Annotated in this window: 10 protein-coding genes; 6 read left to right on the top strand and 4 right to left on the bottom strand. The window is 42.4% G+C overall.

Annotation, left to right across the window (positions count from 1 at the left end):
* Window positions 1–29 precede the first annotated feature (29 nt).
* The gene (locus tag HMPREF1535_RS23945) at window positions 30–845 is read right to left on the bottom strand and encodes an ABC transporter permease (protein ID WP_010800222.1); all 816 of its coding nucleotides are present in this window, start codon (window positions 843–845) and stop codon (window positions 30–32) included.
* On the bottom strand, window positions 842–2,068 hold the full coding sequence (locus HMPREF1535_RS23940; RefSeq protein ID WP_046147838.1) for a quaternary amine ABC transporter ATP-binding protein: 1,227 nt from the start codon (window positions 2,066–2,068) through the stop codon (window positions 842–844). The genes HMPREF1535_RS23945 and HMPREF1535_RS23940 overlap by 4 nt, the downstream gene beginning before the upstream one ends.
* A gap of 950 nt (window positions 2,069–3,018) precedes the next feature.
* Here HMPREF1535_RS23940 and HMPREF1535_RS23935 point away from each other — a divergent pair.
* The 6 genes from HMPREF1535_RS23935 (at window position 3,019) to HMPREF1535_RS23910 (ending at window position 10,630) form a co-directional block, all read left to right on the top strand.
* Complete coding sequence (locus tag HMPREF1535_RS23935) at window positions 3,019–3,867, top strand: DUF3298 and DUF4163 domain-containing protein (RefSeq protein ID WP_010800224.1); 849 nt, start codon at window positions 3,019–3,021, stop codon at window positions 3,865–3,867.
* 9 nt (window positions 3,868–3,876) lie between these two features.
* The gene (rsmG, locus tag HMPREF1535_RS23930; RefSeq protein ID WP_007659413.1) at window positions 3,877–4,497 is read left to right on the top strand and encodes a 16S rRNA (guanine(527)-N(7))-methyltransferase RsmG; all 621 of its coding nucleotides are present in this window, start codon (window positions 3,877–3,879) and stop codon (window positions 4,495–4,497) included.
* On the top strand, window positions 4,494–5,132 hold the full coding sequence (locus tag HMPREF1535_RS23925; protein ID WP_007659412.1) for an MBL fold metallo-hydrolase: 639 nt from the start codon (window positions 4,494–4,496) through the stop codon (window positions 5,130–5,132). Before rsmG ends, HMPREF1535_RS23925 begins: the two co-directional genes overlap by 4 nt.
* A 14-nt stretch (window positions 5,133–5,146) precedes the next feature.
* Window positions 5,147–7,999 (top strand): aminomethyl-transferring glycine dehydrogenase, encoded by a 2,853-nt coding sequence (gene gcvP / locus HMPREF1535_RS23920; RefSeq protein ID WP_046147837.1) that lies wholly within the window; start codon window positions 5,147–5,149, stop codon window positions 7,997–7,999.
* Window positions 8,000–8,017: 18 nt separating this feature from the next.
* Window positions 8,018–9,133: a glycoside hydrolase family protein gene (locus HMPREF1535_RS23915; RefSeq protein ID WP_046147836.1), complete on the top strand. Its 1,116-nt coding sequence runs from the start codon at window positions 8,018–8,020 to the stop codon at window positions 9,131–9,133.
* 114 nt (window positions 9,134–9,247) lie between these two features.
* Window positions 9,248–10,630: an MFS transporter gene (locus tag HMPREF1535_RS23910; protein WP_046147835.1), complete on the top strand. Its 1,383-nt coding sequence runs from the start codon at window positions 9,248–9,250 to the stop codon at window positions 10,628–10,630.
* Window positions 10,631–10,713: 83 nt separating this feature from the next.
* Here the strand turns inward: HMPREF1535_RS23910 and HMPREF1535_RS23905 are convergent, their stop codons facing one another.
* Window positions 10,714–13,407 (bottom strand): glycoside hydrolase family 2 protein, encoded by a 2,694-nt coding sequence (locus HMPREF1535_RS23905; RefSeq protein ID WP_244275724.1) that lies wholly within the window; start codon window positions 13,405–13,407, stop codon window positions 10,714–10,716.
* Between the two features lie 221 nt (window positions 13,408–13,628).
* Window positions 13,629–14,750 carry a DUF4998 domain-containing protein gene (locus tag HMPREF1535_RS23900; protein WP_046147833.1) on the bottom strand — a complete coding sequence of 374 codons (1,122 nt, stop codon included), beginning with the start codon at window positions 14,748–14,750 and terminating at the stop codon, window positions 13,629–13,631.
* Window positions 14,751–14,778 lie beyond the last annotated feature (28 nt).

Below are 14,778 nucleotides of genomic sequence, written 5' to 3'. Positions count from 1 at the left end.
TTTTTCTTTTTACAGTTAATCACGCAGGTTTATTTCTTACGAACAAACCCCTGAGTTATACGATCCAGTACAATGGCCAGAATCACAACGGCAATACCGCCTTCAAATCCGAGACCGATCTTCATCTGGGTAATACCTTTCAATACGATCTCCCCCAAACCTCCGGCAGAGATCATTGCGGCAATCACCACCATAGACAATGCCATCATAATCGTTTGATTCACTCCCGTCATAATCGTCGGCAACGCCAACGGCAGCTGTACTTTGAAAAGTAGCTGGCGGGAAGTCGCTCCGAATGAGCGTGTCGCCTCAACGATATCCTCCGGAACCTGCCGTATTCCTAAATCCGTCAAACGGACAACCGGCGGCATGGCAAATATCACCGTGGCAAAAGCACCCGGCACAGGTCCCAGCCCGAAGAACAAGACAGCCGGGATCAGGTAAACAAAAGCCGGCATTGTCTGCATCAGGTCCATAACCGGACGAATTATTTTGGCGGCAATGCGGTTTTGAGCCGTCCATATCCCAAGCGGGACACCCAGGATGAGGGCAATTACGGTAGACGATAAAACCAATGCTACGGTCTGCATCGTTTGTTCCCAGAATCCCATCCCGTAGATCAGGAAAAGTCCCAGCAACGTAAGCACAGCTGTCCCTTTACCGGCTTTATACCAGGCCAGTACCGCTAAAGCCGGAATCATAATGTAAAAAGGTATCCATAACAATCCATGCTGAAAGGTCTCGATGAAACCACCGATAATATTATTGATGACATCAAAAAAATGTGCCCAGTGTTCCGTCATCCAGTTGATGACGATTTCTATATATTTCCCGATATTAATCATAAATCTATTGCGTTTTGAATTATTTCTTCTATTTCTTTCTGATCTTTCCCGGTCATCTCAATGATGATAGCGGAAGGAGAGACAACACCCACCAACCGATTTTCCTCATTGACAACAGGTAAAGCCTGCCGCACTTTCGGAAGTAAAGGAAGCATATCTTCCACCGTAGTATTTTCAAGGACAGAAGGTACTTCTGTCTGTACGATAGAACTGACATCCTTGCTTCCCTCTTTCCGCAATTTCAATACATCTTTATATTGTATCTCACCGATAAACTGATCGTCATTCCCGATAACAGGCAGTGCATACAATCGTCTTTCACGCATTTTACGAAAGATCGCTTCCGGACCGTCTCTTTTAATCCTTACAACGATCGGTTGTTTAAGCATTATCGATGAAGCTGTTACGATGCGTCCCCGATCCACACTTTCTGTAAAACGTGTTACGTAAGCATTCGCCGGATCAGTCAGTATCTCTTCCGGAGTACCGACCTGCACGACTTCGCCATCTTTCATGATGGCAATACGGTCGCCCAGCTTAATCGCCTCGTCCAGGTCATGCGTAATAAAAACGATCGTCCTCTTCATCTTCTCCTGCAAAAGAAGTAATTCATCCTGCATCTGTTCACGGATCAACGGATCCAATGCAGAAAAAGCCTCATCCATCAAAAGGACTTCCGGATTATTAGCCAGTGCACGGGCCAGGCCGACACGTTGCTGCATACCACCGGACAGTTCATCGACCCGCTGATTTTCGTAACCTTTCAGACCGACCAGTTCGATACTCTCCTGTGCTTTCTTCTCCCGCTCTTCTTTAGGAACACTTTGCAATTCCAGACCGAACGAAACATTACTTAATACCGTACGGTGAGGTAATAACCCGAAATGCTGAAAAACCATTGCCAGTTCTTTCCGGCGTATCTGTAATAATTCCTTATCAGACGAACGTGTTATGTCGATCCCGTTCACACGGATCTCTCCCATTGTCGGTTCATTCAGCCGGTTTATGCAACGCAACAAAGTAGACTTTCCACTACCGGACAATCCCATGATAACAAACATCTCCCCTTCTTCAATTTCCAGGTTTGCGTTACGGACTGCGACTGTACATCCGGTTTCTTTCAAAATCTCCTGTTTACTTTTACCTTTCAGTATCATCTTTTTCGCCCTGTTCTTCTCAGAACCGAAAAGGATAGATAAGTTTTTTATTTCTATCTTCGTCATATATCTAATTATTTTGATTTCATGCCCGGTGGTTATAGTCCGGATCTGCTTTTTCAGACAAGTACAATCTGGTACCCGGACGCACATAATGAATCCGGAATAACTTTTTGACAATAAACTTTATATGCTAATTTTTACACCCTGGTGGTAAACGGAATCAGTACCGTTACATTATTATAACAAGTAAACCTTGATTTAGTTCATTTAAGGCTAAAAACATCTCGTGTCGGACAAATATTACCGGACAATAAAACGGCTTTCGCCATTTCTCTAAAAAACTTCTAAAGTTCAGTGAAAATCAATAAGATGAATTACATCTGAAAAATATCATATATTTTTGTAAGAAGAAACTTCCGTCAAATGCCGCTCCGCAGAATACCGGAGAAAAAAAGTTTATAAACTGTAGCCTGGAAAAATCAAAGAAGCGTGGATACTGTCAATATATAGACATTGAGGCTCTCGACAGGCCCCCCAACAATATGTATAACAGTACCACGCTCTTATCTATATACACGAACAACTTTACAATTATCTCATTGTGTATAAACAGAAAAGAACATTTGCATTTACAGTACTATTACTTGTTGGGTGAAATTGTCGAGATTTCGATGTCAAATAATATTAAAAAACGCTTATGTCTAACTTATAAAATGCTCATGAAGCAACACCTTGCATTTCATGTGCGGAACAAAGATACACAGAAGATTTAAATAATCAATTTTTCATCTAAAAATATACATGTATGCAATAGAAATACATGTAACCATTGTTATTTGATCAGTAAGTATTTTGTTTTCGAGGGCCTCATAAATGTTTTTGAGGACGCCAAAAACAGATTACTACCGGTAAAAAGAATAGGATTACCTAAAACAACCGGTAAACTAATTCGGTAATTCGGAGAGAAACATGTACATTTGCATTTTAAAGTATAAAATTAAATCTGTATCACAATGAAGACGCAATTATGCCAAAAGCTTGTAGTTCTCTTTCTCATAAGTGTATTTGTCAGCGGTTGTAACATCGGGACAAAAAAGACGACGGATAACGATGTGACATTCGATTCGATCAGTGTGGACAAAACATATCACCTCCTGGAAAATCCGGAAAATCCGAATTGTAATCTTCAGATAAACTTCACCTATCCGGCAAAATACGACAATAAAGATATCCTGAAAAAGATACAACAGCAATTTGTGTATTCTTACTTCGGAGATGGTTACGAAAACTTATCCCCCGAAGAAGCGACTGCCAAATATACCGAAGATTACCTGAACAACTACAAAGATTTGGAAGACGAATATAAAGCAGAAGTAGCAAAAGCCGACGAAACTCCGGTCGGAGCATGGTTCTCCTATTTTGAAATGTCGTCCGATGATATAGCCTACAATAAAAATGACATCCTAAGTTACACTGTCAACTTTGAAAATTACACAGGTGGTGCTCATGGCGCCCATTCTTTTACGAATCATGTCATAGATATGAAAACAGGTAACCTGATCAAGGAAGACGACATCTTTATCGAAGGTTTTCAGGAAGACCTGGCACAAATCCTTATAGACCGGATTGCCAAACAAAATACCGTGGAAAATCCGAAAGAACTGGAGAATATAGGGTTCTTCAGTATCGACGAGATTTTCCCGAACGGCAATTTCCTGATTGACGACAATGGCATTACCTATACATTTAACGAATATGAGATAGCCGCCTATGTAGTCGGTGCAACGAATGTACATCTTCCTTACGAAGAAATACAATATCTGCTCAAAAAAGAAAGTCCGATTGCACATCTGGCATTTTAAACATAATCTATGGAACTGATAAAAACTTATTTTCCGGAGCTGAACGAAACGCAACTTGCACAATACGAAGCTCTGTACGATTTATATACTGACTGGAATTCAAAGATCAACGTGATATCACGCAAAGATATCGAGAATCTTTATCCTCATCATGTCCTTCATTCGCTGGGGTTAACAAAAATGATGAAGTTTAAGGATGGTTCATCTGTTATGGATATCGGTACCGGCGGAGGATTTCCCGGTATTCCGTTGGCTATATTCTTTCCGGAAGTACAATTCCATCTGGTTGACAGTATCGGAAAAAAGATCAAGGTCGGACAAGCCGTGGCGGAAGCTATCGGTTTGAAGAACGTAACATTCCGTCACTGCCGGGCAGAAGAGGAAAAACAGCTTTTCGATTTTGTTGTCAGCCGGGCAGTCATGCCATTGGGAGACCTGGTCAAAATATCCCGCAAAAATGTAAAGAAAGAACAGCAGAACGCATTGCCCAACGGATTGATATGTCTGAAAGGCGGTGAGTTGCAACACGAAATACAAGCTTTTCAGAAACAGGCAATCGTTGTTGAACTGGGCGATCACTTCAAAGAAGAATTTTTTCAAACTAAAAAAGTAGTATACGTACCGTTATGATTACAATAAAGGCTTTTGAATTCAATTATTTCCAGGAAAACACATTCGTGTTGTATGATGACACCAAAGAAGCTGTCATCATCGACTGCGGTTGTCTTCGCCCGTCGGAAGAAAAAGAGCTGAGCGATTTCATTACAGAGAATAAACTGACAGTGAAACATCTGCTTTGTACGCATTTACACCTGGACCATATCTTCGGGAATCCGTTTATATATAAAACGTATGGTTTATCCCCGCAGGCACACCGGCTCGATGTGGAACAACTCCCTGCACCCGACAAACAGGCACAGGCATTCGGACTACCGGGACATTTCCAAGAAATCCCGGTACAGAAACAGCTGGTCGGCAATGAAGTGGTCAAATTCGGACATTCGGAATTATTGGTCCTGACAGTTCCCGGACATTCTCCCGGCAGTGTGGCTTTCTACAATAAAAAGAACGGTTTTGCCATTGTTGGAGACGCGTTGTTTGCAGGAAGCATCGGCCGTACGGATTTATGGGGTGGTAATCAGGAAGTACTGATCGCCGCCATCAACGACAAATTGCTGTCATTGCCGGATGAAACGGTTATTTATCCCGGACACGGACCGGAAACAAGAGTTATCGACGAAAAATTAAACAATCCTTATTTATAAACACATTAAATACTATGGACACAAATAAATTTGTAAACCGCCACGTCGGCATTGCAGAGGAAGATATCCCGGCTATGCTTGAAGCTATCGGTGTTAAATCGGTTGACGAACTGATTGACCAGACAATCCCGGCCAATATTCGTCTGAAAGAACCTCTGAATCTTCCAGAGCCAATGACTGAGCGGGAGTTTGCAGAACATATCGCCGAACTGGCATCCAAGAACGAAGTTTTTACGTCTTACATTGGAATGGGATGGTATGATACTATCTGTCCTGCTCCTATCCAGCGTAATGTCTTCGAAAATCCGGTTTGGTACACCTCATACACACCGTATCAGGCTGAGGTATCGCAGGGACGCCTGGAAGCACTGTTGAACTTCCAGACTGTAATCAGTGAGCTGACTGCTCTACCGCTAACCAACTGTTCTTTGTTGGATGAAGCGACTGCTGCTGCCGAAGCTGCAACCATGTTCTACGGAAGCCGGAGCCGTGCACAAGCAAAAGCCGGAGCCAATACGCTATTTGTTGATGAAAATGTATTTGAATCAACTTTGGCCGTAATCAAAACACGCATGATTCCACAAGGTATCAACGTGGTAATCGGAAATTATAAGACATTCACCTTTACACCGGATGTATTCGGAGCTATCGTACAATTCCCGAATGCGGATGGTTCGATTGAAGATTATAAAGAATTCATTGCAAAAGCGAACGCCAACGAAACCCGTGTAGCCGTAGCAGCCGACCTGATGAGTTTGGTATTACTGACACCTCCGGGCGAATGGGGAGCCGACGTAGTGTTCGGCAGCAGCCAGCGCTTCGGTATTCCGATGTTCTACGGTGGTCCTTCTGCTGCTTATTTTGCAACAAAAGACGAATACAAACGTGCTATTCCGGGACGTATCATCGGTATCTCGAAAGATGCTTATGGACATCCGGCTTACCGCTTGGCTTTGCAGACACGCGAACAGCATATCAAACGTGAAAAAGCAACTTCAAATATCTGTACCGCACAGGCTTTACTGGCAACAATGGCCGGTTTCTATGCCGTATATCACGGAGCAGAAGGTCTGCGCAACATTGCCGGACGCATCCACGCTTCGGCCGGATTCCTGGCAGCCGAACTTGAAAAATTAGGTTACAGACAACTGAACAAGGATTACTTCGATACGTTGAAGATCGAATTGCCGGCTCATGTTTCTGTAAATGCACTGCGTGAAATCGCTTTGGAATGCAAAGTGAACCTTCGCTACTTCGAAGGTGGCCAGGTAGGCATCAGTATTGACGAAACAACACAGCCTACCGATATAGGCGTATTGTTGTATATCTTCGCCGGTGCTGCCGGAAAAGACTATATGCTGGAAGAAGCCATCCCGGAAAAAACTTATTTCGATCAGAAATTCGCCCGTACTTCTGACTTCCTTCAGGAAGATGTATTCAAAAAATATCATACGGAAACCGAGCTGATGCGTTATATCACCCGTCTGGGACGCAAAGACGTATCATTGGCACAGTCGATGATCTCCCTGGGTTCATGTACGATGAAACTGAACGCTGCATCTGAAATGCTTCCGCTCAGCCGTGCTGAATTTATGAATATTCACCCGTACGCACCGGAAGAACAGGTAGAAGGCTATACGGAGTTGATTGAAAACCTGTGCTGCTACCTGGCAGAGATCACCGGATTCAAAGGTGTTACATTACAACCGAACTCAGGTGCCGCCGGCGAATATACCGGACTTCGTGTCATCCGCGCTTATCTCGAAAGCATCGGACAGGGACATCGAAATATCGTATTGCTTCCGGCATCGGCCCACGGAACTAATCCGGCCAGTGCTATCCAGTGCGGTTATACGACTGTTACTGTTAAATGCGACGAAAACGGTAATATCGACCTGGAAGACTTCCGCGCCAAGGCAGAAGCCAACAAAGACAACCTGGCTGCCAGCATGATCACTTATCCGTCTACCCACGGTATTTTTGAAGTAGACATCAAAGAAATGTGTGATATTGTTCATGCTTGTGGCGGACAGTTATATATGGACGGTGCCAATATGAACGCTCAGGTAGGATTGACCAATCCGGGAACTATCGGAGCTGATGTTTGTCACCTGAACCTGCACAAGACATTTGCTTCACCTCACGGTGGTGGTGGTCCGGGCGTTGGTCCGATCTGTGTTGCCGAACATCTGGTACCGTTCCTACCCTCTCATCCGGTAGCCTGGGGAAGCGATTTGAATACGGTTTCTGCTGCTCCCTATGGTAGTGCAGGTATCCTTCCGATCACTTATGCTTATATCCGCATGCTTGGTACGGAAGGACTGGAAACTGTTACTAAAACTGCCATCCTGAATGCAAACTATCTGGCTTCTAAATTTAAAGACACTTACGGAATCGTCTATACCGGAGCCACAGGACGGGTTGGCCACGAATTGATTCTGGAATGCCGCGGTGTAAAAGAACGTTCAGGCATCGACGAAGGTGATATCGCTAAGCGTCTGATGGACTTCGGGTATCATGCACCTACGCTTTCATTCCCGGTACACGGAACTTTAATGGTTGAACCGACCGAAAGCGAAAGCAAAGCCGAACTCGACCGTTTTGCCGAAGTGATGGACTGCATCTGGAAAGAAATCAAGGAAGTGGAAGAAGGCAAAGCCTCTAAAGAAGATAACGTGCTCAAAAATGCTCCTCATCCGGAATATGAAGTAACCGCCGATGAATGGAAGCATGAATATCCTCGTAGTAAAGCAGCCTTCCCACTGGAATGGTTGCATGACAGTAAATTCTGGATCAATGTGGCCCGCGTAGATAATGCTTACGGCGACCGCAATCTGATCCCGACACTCTGTGCTTGTGAAATTTAATAACAACAAACTATCTGAATGAAAAAAGTATTTTTAGCTTTAGCAGCCGTTGTCCTTCTGGCAACGGCTTGCAACAAAGCACCGGAAGCAAAAATCAAAGTGTACGGCTGGCAAGGTGAAGGCGGTAATACAACCGAAGAGACCTTACAAGCCGATTTTAGTAAATGGAAATCGCATGGGCTGGATGGTATGTGCTACAACGCCGGACATGATTTGCAAAAAATCCAGCGTGCCGCTAAAGTGGCTCACGCAAACGGTATGGAATACCATGCCTGGATACCGGCCATGTTACAGGGAGGCATGGACTCCACCCTGTATGCTGTAAACCGCAAAGGCGAACCGGCTTACGAAGTACAAGCGTATGTTCCTTATTACAAATGCCTTTGCCCAAACCATGAAGGGACTGCCGAATTCCTGACCGATCTATACGGCAAAGTAGCCGATATTCCTGAAGTAGATTACGTTCATCTGGATTATATCCGTTATGTAGACGTTATCCTCGCCAAAGGTCTTTGGGAAAAATACGGTCTGGTTATGAACGAAGAATATCCGACTGCCGATTATTGCTATTGCGACAAATGTGTAGCCGATTTCAAGGCTGCTACCGGTATCGATATTAAATCTGTTGAAGATCCTTCCAAATGCAAAGAATGGGCTCAGTTCCGTTGTGACCTGATCACTAAGCTGGTAGATCGCATTGCAGATACAGTCCATGCTAAAGGTAAAAAGATCAGTGCAGCCGTATTCCCCGGTCCTGACTCACACGCCAAATGGATGGTTCGCCAGGAATGGAATAAATGGAATATCGACGCATTCTTCCCGATGAACTACAACGACTTCTACCTGGAAGACGCTGCCTGGGTAGGCGAGGTGACGAAGGAAGAAGTAAACTCTGTGAACGGAGAAAAACCCGTTTTCAGTGGTTTATTCATCTGCCACGATTGGCAAAACAAAGCTAACATCAAAGATCCGGAAGGACACGGTCTGATCCCTTCTGAAATAGAAGAAGCAGTACGCGGATCGATGGAAAGCGGTGCAGCCGGTGTTGCCCTGTTCACCCCCGGTAACATGACCGACGAACATTGGAAAGCTTTCGACAAAGCGATTCATCAAACTTACACTGTAAAGAAATAAAAGACTTACACAAGATGTAAATAAACGCAGGTATACGCAGCTCTAATTTTCTCATCTGCATATACCTGCGTTTTTACATTTCATATTCTAATTCTAAAAACAAATAACTATCGCATGAACACAACGACAAAGAAAGAGAAAATCAAATTCAGTAAAGCGTTTTGGGTAGCCAATACCGTCGAACTATTTGAACGTGCCGCCTACTATGGCGTATTTATCGTAATAACACTCTACCTCAGCCGCATCCTCGGATTCAACGACATACAAGCGGCAACTATCGCCGGAACATTCTCCGCATTCCTCTACTTCCTCCCGACTTTTGCCGGTGCACTGGCCGATAAGATCGGATTCCGCAATTCCATGCTATTGGCCTTCTCTTTGCTGACCATCGGTTATGCCGGGTTGGGGCTTTATCCTACCTGGCTCCAGTCAGCCGGACTGGTTGAATACGGGACAACAACAACATTTACCGGATTGCTCGAAAGTAATCTCCGTTATGGAATTATCCCGATCATGATACTGATCGTTATCGGAGGATCATTCATCAAAAGTGTAATTTCCGGAACTGTAGCCAAAGAAACAACTCCCGAAACCCGTGCCAAAGGTTTCTCCATTTTCTATGCAATGGTAAATATAGGAGCCTTCTCCGGCAAAACTATTGTAAAACCGTTGCGCGAAGCATTAGGGAACGAGGGGTTGATCACTCTCAACTATTTTTCCGCTTCAATGACATTCCTGGCTCTTATTGCGATCTGGTTTTTCTATAAAAGCAGCCAACATTCCAGTGAAGGAAAAACTTTCGGACAAATATGGACGGCACTGATCAAAGTCTGTACAAACGGTCGCCTGATCATATTGATTTTTATTATTTCCGGTTTCTGGATGGTTCAGCACCAGCTGTATGCAACCATGCCTAAATATGTTTTACGTTTGGCTGGCGAAGGAGCTTCTCCTTCCTGGTATGCCAACGTGAATCCGCTGGTTGTAGTATTGACCGTAAACTTAGTTACCCAGTTAATGCGTAAGAAAACCGCACTTACCTCTATGACATTCGGTATGTTCATCATGCCGATCTCCGCTCTTTGCATGGCATCGGGAAATATGCTGGATAGCAACACAACTATCCTCGGTATGCATCCGGTAGCTTTCATGATGGTAGTCGGGATTGTCTTCCAGGGACTAGCGGAAACATTTATCTCTCCCCGTTTTCTTGAATATTTCTCATTGCAGGCCCCCAAAGGCGAAGAAGGATTATACCTCGGTTTCAGCCACCTTCACTCCTTCCTGTCATCTATACTCGGATTCGGCTTATCAGGCTTCCTATTAAGCAAATACTGTCCGGAACCAACACTGTTCGCCACACATGAAGAGTGGGTAGCCGCCAGTGCACATGCCCATTATATATGGTATTATTTCGGGGCGATCGCGCTAGTTTCGGCCGTTGCCCTGATTATATATGGGCTGGTAGTAAAGAAACTGAATGCAACCCGCTGTTAAAAACCTAGTATAGAGCAAAAAAGAAGGAGATTTTCTCATTTTCAGAGAATAATTTCCTTCTTTTTTATTAGGTTATCTACTTTCTATTTATTCAGTAATTGCTGAATTGCTGTTTGAGATCCTTTCTGCTTTGTTGATATAGGGATTGTAGGAAAAAGTGCTTCTATTTCATATGATTGCAAAGTATCTCTCGGATCAAAACGATCTGAAGCCACATATTTTTCAACCGAAGTTATTAATTGCTTCGTCGCTAAACGATTATCTATATCCTTTTCCGGATCTACACAAAGAACGAACAGCTTACCCTTCCTAACCCTTGCCTCGAAAGCAATACCCAGTTTCTGATTTGTTTCATACGAATCTATACTTTGAATGATAGGAGTTATATTATTCAAAGCAGTCAAATCCATAGCCGTTGCATGATTCAGAATATCCCACCATTGCCAGTCGGCATATGATTTTGTGGGAAAACACCTAAAAACCGGATGTTGGGCATTAATCAAAGTACCCACAATCATCGGATTCCAATTAAACATGATCGGGTTCCAAAAATGACTGGCAAAATGAGTTTTACGACCTTCGCACTTTTCCGGAATCAGTAATACATTATTTCCATCTTCAAGCATCTTCAAAGTTTCTTCATTCCATTTACGTGTATAGACAAAATTCGTTTGTTTTTCCGTTTGTTGCGGATATACCCAAATATTCCATTCATTTTTTACTCCTCCCATTCCTGCTTTCAATGTTAGTTGACAAGCATGAGTTATTCCATCCAAATCAATATCAATCGTACCTAAAGAGTCAACCGTATAAGGCTGGATATTTTTATTGTCCAAAGTGCCTTTGCTTATTATTTTCCCATCTTCATCTATCAGGCTCCAGTTTAGCTTTTCCTTTTTAAGAACATCTTTACCAAAATGATATATATCCATTTTTACTTTCAATTGTTCACCTGAAAGAAAAGTTCGTTTCTGTAAACGGGCCAGCAAAACAGTCGGTGCACATGACTCACGAAATTTCTCGGGAGAAACTAAACCTTTACTTTCCCAAAAAGCATCCAGGATTCCTACAAAAGCACTCCCTTGCCCCGGAAAATCAGCAAGACCTAACAATTGAAAACCTCCCGAAGTACGGGTACGAAGTAAAGATTCATTCACTTCTTTATACTGTAATACGGTATGTGCACCTGTAGCTTTGAAGAAATCATTTGCCTGATGTAACATTCCATTTTTGGTTAACCTTTCTCTAAACACTTCAAAATTACGCGCTTCGAGTACACCCGTATATTTCCTGATCTCATCAAAATTGGGATACATACAACGCTGCCCGGTTTCATGTGCTATAACAGGTACATCAATGTCTGACTCTTTGTTGCGATCCCAATCGGTAGACGGAGTCCCTTCATAAACAGTGATCCATCCTTTGGAAGTAACATGTGACACATAGTATTGATCGGAAGCGGTATGAGTACGAGCCGTAGATGCAGAATAAAGACGACGGTTATCATAAGTCTGCGCTTTCTTGACCAAATCTTCCAAAACAGCAAAATCACCTTCATTTTCATTACCATTACACATTAAAATAAAAGAAGGATGATTACCGTAGGCATCCAGAATAGCATACATCTCTTTTTCAAAAAAATCGCGCCTGGCAGGATATTTGCCAACATCCTTAATCCACATGGGTAGTTCGGCTTGCAGATACATTCCCAATTCATCTCCTGCCATAAATGCCGCTTCGGGAGGACACCATGAATGAAAACGGACATGATTCATACCATATTCCTTAACTGTAGAAAATATACGTTTCCAATCTTCCACACAGGTAGAAGGATAACCGGTCAGAGGAAACACTGCACAGTCGAGTACCCCACGCAAATGGATATCGTGACCGTTCAAACGGACATGATGCTTACCTTGTTCTACATTTCGCATACCAAACGTAATCGTCCGGGTGTCCTGCTTTCCGTCTACATGCAATGTTGTTTCAAGTTCATACAAAAAAGGATTGAACTCATCCCATAACTTTATCTGTTTACCTAAGTTGATCGTTTGCTCAATGCCCTCTTGTGCAACGAGACTATCTATCCCAATTTGATGGGTTGCAACAAGTTTACCTCCTTTTTCACGAACATGCAACTCTAATGATCCTTTTTGAAATGTAGTTAAAGAAGATAACTCGACTTTCGCTAAAACAGACTTATTCTCTATATCAGGATACACATTTACACGGCGAATATGAACCTTTTCTTTGACCTGTATAGATATATCACCTATTATTCCATTCCAATTTGTTTGTGTGTATTCGGTAGTTCCGTGGTTCCATTGATCCATTGGATATTTCAAACGATTGTCCACACAAAGGGTCAGGGTATGCACTCCCGGTGTTAAATATTTTGTTAAGTGGAAAATATTGGGTGTACTCAAACGTTCATCCATACCAACCAATTGCTCATCTACAAAAACTGTCGTCTCCCAATGACAACGTTCCAGATTCAAAACTATATCTTTATTCTTCCATTCTTCAGGAATAACAACTTCACGTTGGTACCAGGCAGCTCCCTGATACTCGAATTTACGACTGAGACGGTCCACATAACGAGCATTATTTTTAATACCTTTCCCTCCCTGATCCGTAGATCCGGGTAATACAATAGTCTCTACTAATTTATCCAGATAGAGTTCCGATCCGGGGGTTTTACCAAATCCCATAGGATCCAATTGAAAACGCCACATACCGGACAAATCAATCTTTAGCGAATCTGTTTTCGCCTGCATTAAATATGCCACAAAGCATAACAACAATAATACTACAGTTTTTCTCATCTTGTTTTTAATTATCACGCAACAAAGAAATATCAAATCCTCTCAATAAAAAATAGACTATATTTAACCGAGATGGACTATCTTAAGAAATCAGGTATAGATTTAAGCTAAATCGAAGCTAAAATCCATACCTGATACTTAACCTTAACACTCTAAAAAACTTTACCTATTATCTATTTTCCATACACATAAATCTCGGCAACACTTGTAGACGGTTCATTATTACTATCCGGAAGCAACAATTTCAAATAACGTCCCTGTTCTGCCGATTCAGGTATTGATATAGAAAGACTATCACCATCAACAAACACTGCATTTCCTATTTTTTTCCATCCATCGACATTTCCGTTCGATTGATCAGAAACATATAATTCCACGCTCTTCGTATCCGTATTACCGGCTCTGCGATAGATTTCGATCCTTGAGATTTTTTTCTGAGATTGCATATCGATTACTGCCCAGTGCGGCAGAGGCGCACTTTCATCCTCCCAGGCAGAATGCCAGAAAGTGTTTAAATTTCCATCAAGCAAAGCGATTCTTCCTCCATGATCTGAGGACTCGTCCGAAGCAGACAACACTGTCCATGAACTGCTATCATACTTATATTCTTCAGGAATAACAGTTGCAAATGTTTTCCATGCAGTTGCAAACGTATCGATAGCTTCTACTTCCGGAATAAACAAAGATCTGTACTCAATAGTAGAACCAGGCTTTATATCCGGAAGCTCAGTAACATCCTTTATTGAAGAAGTTTCAGTAACTGACAGCGAACCGTCATTCTTCGTATACCGTATTTCACTACAAACAAGGTCACTCGGGGCAAAATACCAAGTAACTATACCTCCCTTATCCGACAGTGATACAGTTTTAATGCGACGATCACTCAATCTTGATTGGTAAATTTCACCATAAGAAGTTCCAAAATCCGTCAGATATAAAGATTTATGTCCAAAATTATCTGTAGTGCGAACATCAAATGTATAAGACTTTTCTTCCATATTTTCCAATATAATGGAAATACTATCATAACCAGTCTTCAATTCAACAGGAACAATCAGAGAATCAAGTCCGTCATTCCAATATACATCAATAGACCGGACATTTGGAGCATTATAAGTACGACAGTTAAACAAAATCCGATTTTTACCTGCAATAAAACCTATCGTATCCGGTTTAGGAGCATAAATGATCTCACCATCTTCAATATATTCTTTATGTACGTCCATAAAATCATCGCAAGAAACGAAAGATAAAACAGATACTACAAATGCAACTATACCATATATTCTTTTCATAATCATTCTTTATTAATTCATTGAACCA

Source organism: Parabacteroides goldsteinii DSM 19448 = WAL 12034, from assembly GCF_000969835.1.
Taxonomy (GTDB): Bacteria; Bacteroidota; Bacteroidia; order Bacteroidales; family Tannerellaceae; genus Parabacteroides; species Parabacteroides goldsteinii.
The sequence above is the reverse complement of the archived record's forward strand: the minus strand, read 5'-3'. Positions and strand labels throughout refer to the sequence as shown.

Excerpts from the sequence above, each read along its gene's own strand:
- HMPREF1535_RS23945 (WP_010800222.1), bottom strand. The coding sequence starts at position 845 with ATGATTAATATCGGGAAATATATAGAAATCGTCATCAACTGGATGACG.
- HMPREF1535_RS23940 (WP_046147838.1), bottom strand. The coding sequence starts at position 2,068 with ATGACGAAGATAGAAATAAAAAACTTATCTATCCTTTTCGGTTCTGAG.
- HMPREF1535_RS23935 (WP_010800224.1), top strand. The coding sequence starts at position 3,019 with ATGAAGACGCAATTATGCCAAAAGCTTGTAGTTCTCTTTCTCATAAGT.
- rsmG (WP_007659413.1), top strand. The coding sequence starts at position 3,877 with ATGGAACTGATAAAAACTTATTTTCCGGAGCTGAACGAAACGCAACTT.
- HMPREF1535_RS23925 (WP_007659412.1), top strand. The coding sequence starts at position 4,494 with ATGATTACAATAAAGGCTTTTGAATTCAATTATTTCCAGGAAAACACA.
- gcvP (WP_046147837.1), top strand. The coding sequence starts at position 5,147 with ATGGACACAAATAAATTTGTAAACCGCCACGTCGGCATTGCAGAGGAA.
- HMPREF1535_RS23915 (WP_046147836.1), top strand. The coding sequence starts at position 8,018 with ATGAAAAAAGTATTTTTAGCTTTAGCAGCCGTTGTCCTTCTGGCAACG.
- HMPREF1535_RS23910 (WP_046147835.1), top strand. The coding sequence starts at position 9,248 with ATGAACACAACGACAAAGAAAGAGAAAATCAAATTCAGTAAAGCGTTT.
- HMPREF1535_RS23905 (WP_244275724.1), bottom strand. The coding sequence starts at position 13,407 with ATGCAGGCGAAAACAGATTCGCTAAAGATTGATTTGTCCGGTATGTGG.
- HMPREF1535_RS23900 (WP_046147833.1), bottom strand. The coding sequence starts at position 14,750 with ATGAAAAGAATATATGGTATAGTTGCATTTGTAGTATCTGTTTTATCT.